This window comes from Chamaesiphon sp. OTE_20_metabat_361, from assembly GCF_031364565.1.
Genome location: NZ_JANLWO010000004.1, coordinates 1 through 9,037 on the forward strand (window position 1 = coordinate 1; position 9,037 = coordinate 9,037).

At 47.1% G+C, this 9,037-nt stretch carries 11 protein-coding genes and 1 pseudogene; 4 read left to right on the forward strand and 8 right to left on the reverse strand.

Annotation, left to right across the window (positions count from 1 at the left end; translation table 11 throughout):
- Window positions 1-104 precede the first annotated feature (104 nt).
- Both RMO35_RS00080 and RMO35_RS25105 read right to left on the reverse strand, forming a co-directional pair.
- On the reverse strand, window positions 105-266 hold the full coding sequence (locus RMO35_RS00080) for a hypothetical protein (RefSeq protein WP_309737694.1): 162 nt from the start codon (window positions 264-266) through the stop codon (window positions 105-107).
- 232 nt (window positions 267-498) lie between these two features.
- A pseudogene (locus RMO35_RS25105) lies at window positions 499-2,609 on the reverse strand (helicase-related protein); the annotation flags it as partial.
- Window positions 2,610-3,026: 417 nt separating this feature from the next.
- Here RMO35_RS25105 and RMO35_RS00100 point away from each other — a divergent pair.
- Window positions 3,027-3,596 carry a type I-MYXAN CRISPR-associated protein Cas6/Cmx6 gene (locus RMO35_RS00100; RefSeq protein ID WP_309737700.1) on the forward strand — a complete coding sequence of 190 codons (570 nt, stop codon included), beginning with the start codon at window positions 3,027-3,029 and terminating at the stop codon, window positions 3,594-3,596.
- A gap of 8 nt (window positions 3,597-3,604) precedes the next feature.
- On the forward strand, window positions 3,605-3,916 hold the full coding sequence (locus RMO35_RS00105) for a hypothetical protein (RefSeq protein ID WP_309737702.1): 312 nt from the start codon (window positions 3,605-3,607) through the stop codon (window positions 3,914-3,916).
- Between the two features lie 40 nt (window positions 3,917-3,956).
- On the opposite strand, the gene RMO35_RS00110 is transcribed toward RMO35_RS00105, so the two are convergent.
- The gene (locus RMO35_RS00110) at window positions 3,957-4,079 is read right to left on the reverse strand and encodes a hypothetical protein (RefSeq protein ID WP_309737703.1); all 123 of its coding nucleotides are present in this window, start codon (window positions 4,077-4,079) and stop codon (window positions 3,957-3,959) included.
- Between the two features lie 42 nt (window positions 4,080-4,121).
- Here RMO35_RS00110 and RMO35_RS00115 point away from each other — a divergent pair, with 42 nt between their 5' ends.
- Together RMO35_RS00115 and RMO35_RS00120 are read left to right on the forward strand one after the other, a co-directional pair.
- On the forward strand, window positions 4,122-4,553 hold the full coding sequence (locus RMO35_RS00115; RefSeq protein WP_309737705.1) for an antitoxin Xre/MbcA/ParS toxin-binding domain-containing protein: 432 nt from the start codon (window positions 4,122-4,124) through the stop codon (window positions 4,551-4,553).
- Window positions 4,550-5,023, forward strand: a complete 474-nt coding sequence (locus RMO35_RS00120) for an RES family NAD+ phosphorylase (protein WP_309737706.1) — start codon at window positions 4,550-4,552, stop codon at window positions 5,021-5,023. Before RMO35_RS00115 ends, RMO35_RS00120 begins: the two co-directional genes overlap by 4 nt.
- Window positions 5,024-5,052: 29 nt before the next feature.
- Here the strand turns inward: RMO35_RS00120 and xth are convergent, their stop codons facing one another.
- The 5 genes from xth to RMO35_RS00145 all read right to left on the reverse strand — a co-directional run.
- Window positions 5,053-5,850 carry an exodeoxyribonuclease III gene (gene xth, locus RMO35_RS00125; RefSeq protein ID WP_309737707.1) on the reverse strand — a complete coding sequence of 266 codons (798 nt, stop codon included), beginning with the start codon at window positions 5,848-5,850 and terminating at the stop codon, window positions 5,053-5,055.
- A gap of 211 nt (window positions 5,851-6,061) precedes the next feature.
- On the reverse strand, window positions 6,062-6,406 hold the full coding sequence (locus tag RMO35_RS00130; RefSeq protein WP_309737708.1) for a DUF952 domain-containing protein: 345 nt from the start codon (window positions 6,404-6,406) through the stop codon (window positions 6,062-6,064).
- A 121-nt stretch (window positions 6,407-6,527) separates the two neighbouring features.
- The gene (locus RMO35_RS00135) at window positions 6,528-6,812 is read right to left on the reverse strand and encodes a (2Fe-2S) ferredoxin domain-containing protein (protein ID WP_309737709.1); all 285 of its coding nucleotides are present in this window, start codon (window positions 6,810-6,812) and stop codon (window positions 6,528-6,530) included.
- Window positions 6,813-6,903: 91 nt separating this feature from the next.
- Entirely contained in the window at window positions 6,904-8,427 is a 1,524-nt protein-coding gene (locus RMO35_RS00140; protein ID WP_309737710.1) for a response regulator, read from the reverse strand.
- A gap of 264 nt (window positions 8,428-8,691) precedes the next feature.
- Window positions 8,692-9,037 (reverse strand): response regulator (locus tag RMO35_RS00145; RefSeq protein WP_309737712.1); only part of this gene is annotated, 346 nt, incomplete at its 5' end.

Genomic DNA, 9,037 nt, shown 5'->3' on the forward strand with positions numbered 1-9,037 from the left:
TTGTGGATGCTGGTGCCGAAGCTTATGAGCATCAATACCAACAACGAGTGCTTAAACATATAAAACAACGGGCGAAGAAAATGGGCTTCGATCTAGTTCCTGAGCTAATTGTGGCTTGAGTTTCTTAGAAGAGGCTCCGCCAACGGGCGACTGATATCGACGATCGCCTGAGCGCGAGTCAGAGCCAGAGGTGAGACTACCAAACCAACTGGCTGGAGCAATCCTAACCATTCCCGATGCTTTAAAATTTGTGGATCGATGCCCATGCTGAATTAAGTAGTAATAAATTTGTTTGAGCGATCGATATTTGCCTGCCCCCTAAATCCCCCAATTCTGGGGGACTTTCCATTCTTGCTCCCCCAGAATTGGGGGCTGGGGGGCTTAATTTGGTGAATTGTCTCCAGTTCCCCCAGCATTGGCGGCTAGGGGGCGATATTATTTACTCACAGGCCATAAATAGACTAAACCCACAGGTTCAATTCGATCGGCTTTAAGTGGACGGGCGATCTCTAGTTGCTCTTGGATATTAACTCGTCGCTCGACTAATAACTCATCAGACTTACCCGCTAACTTACTATCGATATCTTCAATCTGCGCCTTCAATTGGGCTTCCTGCTGGCTGTAAATCCCCGTATCCAACAATTTAGCCACTTGTCGCTCTAACACTGGCGACAGACTGCCTAGCTCCCGTTGAATGGTGGCTGTTTTCTTAACCAATACATCCAGTACCCGATCTTCCGCCCGTTGCTTGAGGATAAAGTAGTGGCACCGCACCTCAGCTTCCCGTTGGAGCTTGCGATCGATCCGTCCATTCCGTTGCTCCATCCGACTGGGATTCCACGGGATATCAAAGTGAAACAGATCGGCGCAATAGTTCTGAAGATTAATCCCTTCTCTCGCCGCATCAGTAGCAATCAAAATTCGCAACGGGTGAGTATGCGGATCGGCATTAAAAGCGATTTTAATCTGTTCGCGATTCTGTTCGCCCATGCCGCCATGAAAGAAGCCCAGCCTTTGGGAAGTATTACCAATTGCTTGCGTAAGTTGTCGTTCTAAATAACTTTTGGTGTCCAAATATTCAGTGAAAATCAACAGACGGCGATCGTTCCAAACAGCTTGCGGTTGTCCCAACTTCGGACACATATACTCCCTAATCCAAGCAACCAAATGCTGCACCTTCGCATCCGCCTGATGCCGCGCATTCTGAGCGATATTCCCCATTTCTGCCAATAGTGCCAACTCTTCCGCCCCGATCTCTCGATTCGTCTGCTGGGTAGCTCTAGTCATCTGAGCATCTTCTTCCGCTTGAACTTCAGCTTCGCTTAGTTCGGCTCGATTGTTGCAGCAGAGGGAAATTGCCCCCTAAATCCCCCAAATTTGGGGGACTTTCTCCGGTTCCCCCAGAATTGCGGATGGAATCGCGCTGAGGTTCCCTCAGCGTGCGTTCCACCAAGCAGGGGGCTAGGAGGCGTTCGCTCTGACGCTGTTTCTCTGCTTGTCTTTCAATTGACGCTCGATGTACTTTCAACGTCCGTGCAAAGGCTTCGATCGACGAAAGTAACCGTTTTTGCAAAGAAGTAATTACCAGCTTGGCAGTATTCTGAGTAGACTTAGGCGCATCCTTGAGTCGTTGCTCCCGACAGGTGCGATATTGCTGGAGCAGTTGGGCAAGAACCAATTCTGGAGCATCTACAGGTAAACCCTCGATCGAGATCGGGATAATCTTCCGCTGCGGGAAGTCTCCATCTCCCGTATCTCGCAAATCTTGCTTCAACCGCCTTACCATCACCGTCTCCAATGCTTTTTGATGCTTCTCTGGCTCGAATACCCCACGACAGAACCGTTGCGGATCGAGTATCTCTAACAAGGCTGTGAAGCTGTTAGAGTGCCCATTATGGGGAGTCGCCGAGAGAAATAACTTATGTTCAAAACGCGGGGCTAACTCCCGCATAGTTTTGGTGAGTTGAGAATCGAGTCTCGTTCCGAGAGGCTACGCCAACGCATACCTGAAATAGCAGCCCAAATCTGCTCTCCATCTCCTCTTGCCATTGCCGTACCACCGAAGGCGGACAAGCAATTACCACCCGCCGAATCTTCTGGCGCATAATCATTTCCCGCAAGATTAGCCCCGCCTCGTTGGCGAAGCCTCTCCCCCTGGAGAATCGTTTTCCCCAAGCCCACATCATCAGCAATAAACAGCGAGACACGAGGCATCAACAAAGCCTTCCGCAATGGCTCCAACTGATACGCCTTAACTTCAATCCCCGCCCGATAAGGAGCCTGAAACAACTTGGGATTGGTAGAAGTAACGCAATTCCAGCGCAGGGTATGGAGATAAGCCGAGAAGTAGTGGGGTCGATTCTCCGAGGAGACGCTACGCGAACGAATCCCTGTTGAGCAACCTGCTCCCAAGTCGAATTTCCCAAAATCTCCGCATCGATCTCCCGCGCCCAAAAGACTTCTAGCACTTGCCCCTGAGCATCATCATTCAAGCAAGCCAGCGACACCAATGTATCCCCTTGAGGATGAATCGGCAGAGTAACGGCTTCGACTCAATACTGACGGGCGCGGACGTTAACGATCTGTCCTATTTCGGGGGTAGCAGGCATGGTGGGAGATGGATGCAATGCCCCACAATCTTATCCCAATTAGCAAAATAGCTTACATTGAAGAAATATCAACAACGAAACTTAGAATGTGAAAAAACGCCATCCCAAAGCTTTTGGTCACGATCGCAGCAGCAACACTCTCTCATCCACATATTGATGAGCCAGTTATAAAATATTGTGAAATAACTTATATCGATCGCTTGGAAAAAGGTCGAGAGTGGGAGAACTTATCGGATCTACCTAATATTATAAAATGTTGGTCTGGGCTATCTGGTGAATTATTAAATTTCCCACCCGATCTAGTCACAGTTCAGATGGTTCAGTTGCATTTACTGTATCGACAGGGCAGAAAGAGAACGTCGCTTTCAACAGCAGCCGCTACTCAAGGATGTCAAAGGTGGTGATTTTCTCCAAGCAGTGTGCCTAATTAGTACTTATTTTCGACGTTCGCGTTACCTCCAAGCGACCTCCGATCGGGCTAGAGAGCAATTACATGGAGTTGGTTGTACGGGACGGGAAATTTTGAACTTGACCTATTCAGCAGTTCATAAAATAACAACTAACTGGAGCATGGCGACAATCGGCGGTAAACCTAATGGTCATCGAGAAATTGTCCTCAATGAAAATTCGCAACTAAGAATTAGAACGTTACAAGAGTATGTACCTCTATTTCTGCAACTAGTTCACAAATTACTCAAAATCGATCGATATTCACTCGTGTTCCAGCCGCCAGATATTCACCCGATCTCTCCAGCCCCAACGTTGAAGGCTCGGTTAGTGGTAATTAAAGGTTTTCAAGAGCCAGAACCATTTATTCGGGCAGTAAAGTACCAACTTCAAAAATTGGAGATTGACGATAGTAACGTTTATATTCCCAACAACAATTTAAGTCTGCCCGATCGCAAAGCCCTAAAAGTACACGAACACAAAGTTGTTGGTTTTAGTGTTGTTGTAGATAAGCTCGATGCTCTTGATTCGTTGGCGTAGCCTCTCCCGTGGAGAATCGCGTTGCAGATTGCTGGCTGTGGCGGCAAGCAAAAGATGGGATGTGGGTTCTTTACCTCTTTTTCGATACCGCTAATAAAGCCACCCTACAGTTCAATCTAGCCGGACTGACTGCATTATTTAGATCCCATTACAGTGCTAGTTTTGTAGAACGGGAGCAATTAAAACCCAGAACGAAAGGGGCGCAAAATTTTAGAATAACTCAGCGAGAAATTTATGATGCCGATACCGATCGATCGACACCAACCGATATCTATATTTATCAAGATATAGTTCCACAAGGGTATTTAGTTCAAAAATAATGAGGGAATGCTGATGGAAGATCGGGCAAGCTTTTTCTTTTTACTTCACTTTTGGAGTTACGTTGCCCAGATTTACCAGCCGACCCACGTTGATGCTAAAGATCGACCAAAATTGCATGGTTACGCGATCGCCATCGGACTGATGAGGTTGCGGATCGAGCATTTAGCGTTAAAATTGAGACAGATGCCTAGATCGAGGTAAATCATGACTTCATCAACACAATTACTGGCTATCCTGGGAATTCCGGGTTCGACAAATTTAGCTTCAGCGAATGCAGATATTGAAGTAGTAAGGCGCGGATTCTCGATCGAGTCTTTTAAGCGAGTTGCTAATTACTACCAACTTTCAGATGCCGAGCTGTCCAAGGTGGTAGGAACTTCAGTACGCACGATCGTCAGACTTCAAAAAGAAGACAAGCCTTTAAACGCCACTTGGTCGGATCGATTGTACCGAATGGCGAGGGTTGCAGCTCAAGCGCAGGATGTATTTGAAAGTGCTGATACGGCGACTAGCTGGCTGAAACGACCCAATCGAGCGTTAAATGGTCATGCTCCTGTCGAGCTACTCGATACAGATGCCGGGACAGAGCAGGTATCGGAATTACTCGATCGAATTGAGTATGGAGTGTACAGTTGAGTTTGAGTCTGTGGCGAATTTCTAAGCGTAAGTATGCAGATACAGCTTTTAGTGGTGAAGGTGCAAGACGAGTCGGCGGACGCTGGAATTCTCGCGGACAGGGGATGGTCTATACTTCGGGAACGCTCTCATTAGCAGCGTTAGAAGTCTTTGTCCACATGGAAGTTGAAGATGTTGCGGCGATGTTGGCTGGTATTCGAGTCGATGTGCCACCAGAGGTAAAGATCGACTATTTAGAAGTGGCTCAGTTACCGATAGATTGGCGTCATATTCCTGCACCTGCTATTTTGGCGAATATGGGCGATCGATGGTTTCAAGCGGGGTCAACGGCGATTTTAGCAGTGCCTTCGGTAGTTATTCCAATAGAGTACAACTATCTAATCAATCCAGCCCACCCCGATTTTGCTAAGTTAAGTTTAGGATCTTCGCAACCATTTGAGTTAGATCCCAGACTTTGGAAAAATAATTAATTATTCTTGATATTCAATTGTGTGGATTTTTATGTGGAAAGCTCCACAATTACAGGTGTATGGTCGCTGGGTTGGACTAATTTTCGTGGCTCGATATCGATCGTGCAATTAGTGGCTCGATTGAATAAATTTGGTGTGAGATAAAGATGATCGATTCGCCAGCCGCGATTGCGCTCGAAGCCCTGTTGACGATAATCCCACCAGCTAAAATGTCCGCCTGTGGTAGTGAATTTCCGGAAGCTATCTTGGAAGCCTAAATCAAGGACGGATTTACGGAGTAATTCGCGCTCGGTGGGAGTTGCCATGACGCGATCTAAAGATACCGTTTTGCTATGGATATCGATATCTTCGAGAGCAATATTAAAGTCGCCACAGACGCAAATTGACTGCTGACCGGAGGTAATTAGGGTGTTTAGATATGTTCCTAATAATTCCAACCACCGCAGCTTGTAAGCGTATTTATCGCTGCCTAATGTATTTCCATTCGGGACGTAGAGATTCACGATCTGGACGCCATCGAGAGTGCCAGTAATTACCCGCTTTTGTTCGTCTAAATCGCCGACTAATTCGGCTGCTAAGATGCCACCAAAACCTTTGCTAACATTAGTTAGTGGCTGTTTGCTAAATATGGCTACCCCATTGTATGATTTTTGGCCAGAGATATAGACATGATAACCACAAGCTTCGAGCGCGGCGATCGGAAATTGTTCGTCAGTGGCTTTACTTTCTTGGATGCAGAGGACATCGACTGGATTTTGTTGCAACCAATTTGTGACAATATCTAGCCGTGTCCGAATCGAGTTGACGTTCCAAGTAGCAATTTTCATTAGGCTTTAGGCTTGAGGGATTAGGCTTTAGGATTTGGGTTTTGGTAGGGTGGGCACTGCCCACCACATAACTCATCGCTAATTCTAGCAGCTAAAATAATCAGGGAAGTAGTATAGATGCAATTTTTATAAAATATATTCTGCCTGAAACATAGCTGGTGGGCACTGCCCACCCTACTAACTAAATCAATTCTCAATTCTCAATTCTCAATTAACTTATTAACTCCTTTGGCATCACAAATAAACCATCTGAATCAGTTTCAATATCGATCGATTGGGTGACGGCATCGATATTGAGAGTGCCGTAGATATGTGGAAATAAATTCTGAGGATCTGCACCTTCGTACTTGATTTCCGAAGTGACTCGATCGACATCAATCATCAAAATAACTAGGTCTATTTGCTGCTGGAAAAAGCGATTGGCAGATCCGATAACTTGGGCTAATGTAGAACAGTGAATAAAACCTTCAGTTAATAATGAATCGCTGCGATAAGTCCCGGTATTTTTGGCGGTCTCCCAGCGATCGCGAGAGGTAATATGCATGATATTATTCATTAGTTAGGTAAGAGGTAAGAGGTAATAGGTAAGAGGTAATAGGTAATAGGTAAGAGGTAATAGGTAATAGGTAATAGAGATTCACTATTCACTATCCACTAAAACACTATCCACTAAAACACTATTCACAATTCGATGATTCAGCAGTAGCAGCGGCAATAATCGTGGAGACATCTTGAGGTCGAATGTGATAATACCATATTCTGGCTGGTAGAACTAATGCCATCGGCCCATTGCCACAGTTGCCCAAACAGCCGCAACCTTCATAGGCGATCGTCGGGGGCTGGATCGCTCGAAAAGCGGCTAAAACGTCTGCTGCACCTTGTTTGCGACAAGTCCGATTTTGACAGACGAGGATGCAAATCGGTTCGGGCGATCGCTGAGCATCAACTAAATTGTCAGCCATTTTTTAATAGATCTCCTGCAAAAGTAAAAACAAAATATTTACTAATATTGTTTTCCCTAAACCCCAAATCCTAAAGCCTAATACCTAAAGCCTATTGCCATAAATCTCCAGAAATCGTATCGATATCTGGAAGGCTTAAAAAATGTTGGATCGTCTCGTTGAGCTGTTTGAGTTTGACTGGTTTGGTGAGATATTCATTGGCTCCAGCAGCCAGACATTTAGCACGATCGCCTTCGAGGGCAAGGGCGGTGAGCGCGACGATCGGAATTTTGGCGAGATCTGGCTGTTGGCGAATGGAAGCGATCGCGGCGAGTCCATCCATTCCGGGCATTTGAATATCCATTAAAATCAAGTCGGGATGAAACTTTTGGGTGAGTTCGATCGCGGCGGCACCATCGCCAGCGACGATCGGGCGATAGCCTTTGGCACTTAGATAGCTAGCAATTGTATTGATATTGAGTTCGTTATCTTCGACGATGAGGATCAGTGGTAGTTCTGGCAGATCTGGCGCGAACGTCTGCGTGGAGGTGGCGAGTTGCGGCGCTGCTTGACTCCCGCTGAGTGTCGTCAGATCGCTTGGCGAGTGGGTATCGGGTAAGCAGATATTGACGATCGAACCGCGTCCGGTGGCGGCACCGTTTCCGGGGATCGCACTGTGATACTCGATCGTCCCACCATGCAATTCGACGATCGGGTGTACCAGCATCAAGCCAAAGCCGCGACCTTGCGTATTCAGCTCGGCGGCAAATTGGGAGACGCGCTCGTTATCGTTGCGGGTGGGAGAGAGTTCTTTGCTAGTATCAATGACCGAAAACTGGATTGTCGATCGATCCGTTTCGCGCTGCTGCGGTTGGATCCTCACTGCCAATTTAACCTTACCGCCTACGGGAGTCGCATCGATCGCCCGTTCGAGCAGATCGATGAAGACTTGCCGCATCCGCTGGAGATCGACAGCGATATAACCAGTCTGCGGCGGTAGTTCGGTGTCGAGCTGGATTTGTTTTTGAATGGCGTGGTGCTGGACATAGGACGTGCTAGAGTTGCACAGCTCGGCGACAGAGACTTGGGTAAGATCTAGTGCTAGCTTCCCGGCTTGCAGTTGCGACAGATCCACCATGTTATTAATCATTGCCAGCAAGTAGCCTCCACTGCGATCGATCGTCGTCACCGCATTGAGTTGGCGTTCGTTCATCGTCCCGAAGACCTCTTCTAATAAGGCTTCAGACATCCCCAAAATCCCATTGAGCGGGTTCCGAAATTCATGGCTGAGGGTGGCAATAAATTCATCGGTAAAGTAGCTAGTTGCCGCGATGGGAGCTGGCTGGGCGGCGAATAAATGGGGATGAGTATATTCGAGGTAGTCGATTTTGGTCGTCACGCCAGCGGTGACATACAGATCGTAAGCTGCTTGCAAATAGACGGCAGCAACCTTGTCCTTACCACATTCTAAATACAGATCCGCCACCTGTTCGGTGGCGATCGCTTCGGCGGCGATCGATTTACTCACTCGCGCCTCCAAAATCGTCCGATCTAGCTTGTCGAGTCTGTCTACATATGGTGCCAACGTTTTCATTGGTGCTGCTTCTACCAGATCGTATTCATCTTGAAAATTCATCTGCATAAACTCAAGTAGCGATAGGGATGGATCTAACTACAGATCTGTATTCAAGCTTAATTATATTCTGCCAAGGATAATCATGCTCGATCGCGCTTATTCCTGGCAAAGATAGATCGAAGCCGATCGGTATAAACTAAATCGATCGATCGGGTATGTATTTAGTATACCCAAGCATACTTCAAGATTAATCTGTGGTCAATTTAAATGTAGACAATCTTGCACCCTCTAACCACTATTCACTATTCACTATTCACTAAAACACTAGTAATCTGTGGAGGCAAGATCTGAGTACAAACAATCTTGAATGAGCTGGTGCAATTCGAGCAGTTTGATGGGTTTGGTGAGGTAAGCCGCCGCGCCAAGTTGCAAACAGCGAGCGCGATCCTCAGTGCTAAAACCAGCCGTCATGGCGATAACGGGGCTGGGGAAGCGGCACAGCGCCTCAAAGGTCGCTCTCCCATCCGCGCTGGCAAGTTGGAGATCGACCAAAATGAGATCGGGAGCGTGACTGCGAGCTAGGTCGATCGCGGCGGGGGCAGTTCGAGCTACGATGACGCGATCGCCTTTGGCGGTGAGATAGTTGGCGAAAGTATCGATAATGACTTCA

What these genes read in the sequence shown, in the direction of transcription:
- RMO35_RS00080 (WP_309737694.1), bottom strand. Translation starts at nt 266, where the DNA reads ATGGGCATCGATCCACAAATTTTAAAGCATCGGGAATGGTTAGGATTG.
- RMO35_RS00110 (WP_309737703.1), bottom strand. Translation starts at nt 4,079, where the DNA reads ATGCTCGATCCGCAACCTCATCAGTCCGATGGCGATCGCGTAACCATG.
- RMO35_RS00115 (WP_309737705.1), top strand. Translation starts at nt 4,122, where the DNA reads ATGACTTCATCAACACAATTACTGGCTATCCTGGGAATTCCGGGTTCG.
- xth (WP_309737707.1), bottom strand. Translation starts at nt 5,850, where the DNA reads ATGAAAATTGCTACTTGGAACGTCAACTCGATTCGGACACGGCTAGAT.
- RMO35_RS00130 (WP_309737708.1), bottom strand. Translation starts at nt 6,406, where the DNA reads ATGAATAATATCATGCATATTACCTCTCGCGATCGCTGGGAGACCGCC.
- RMO35_RS00135 (WP_309737709.1), bottom strand. Translation starts at nt 6,812, where the DNA reads ATGGCTGACAATTTAGTTGATGCTCAGCGATCGCCCGAACCGATTTGC.
- RMO35_RS00140 (WP_309737710.1), bottom strand. Translation starts at nt 8,427, where the DNA reads ATGAATTTTCAAGATGAATACGATCTGGTAGAAGCAGCACCAATGAAA.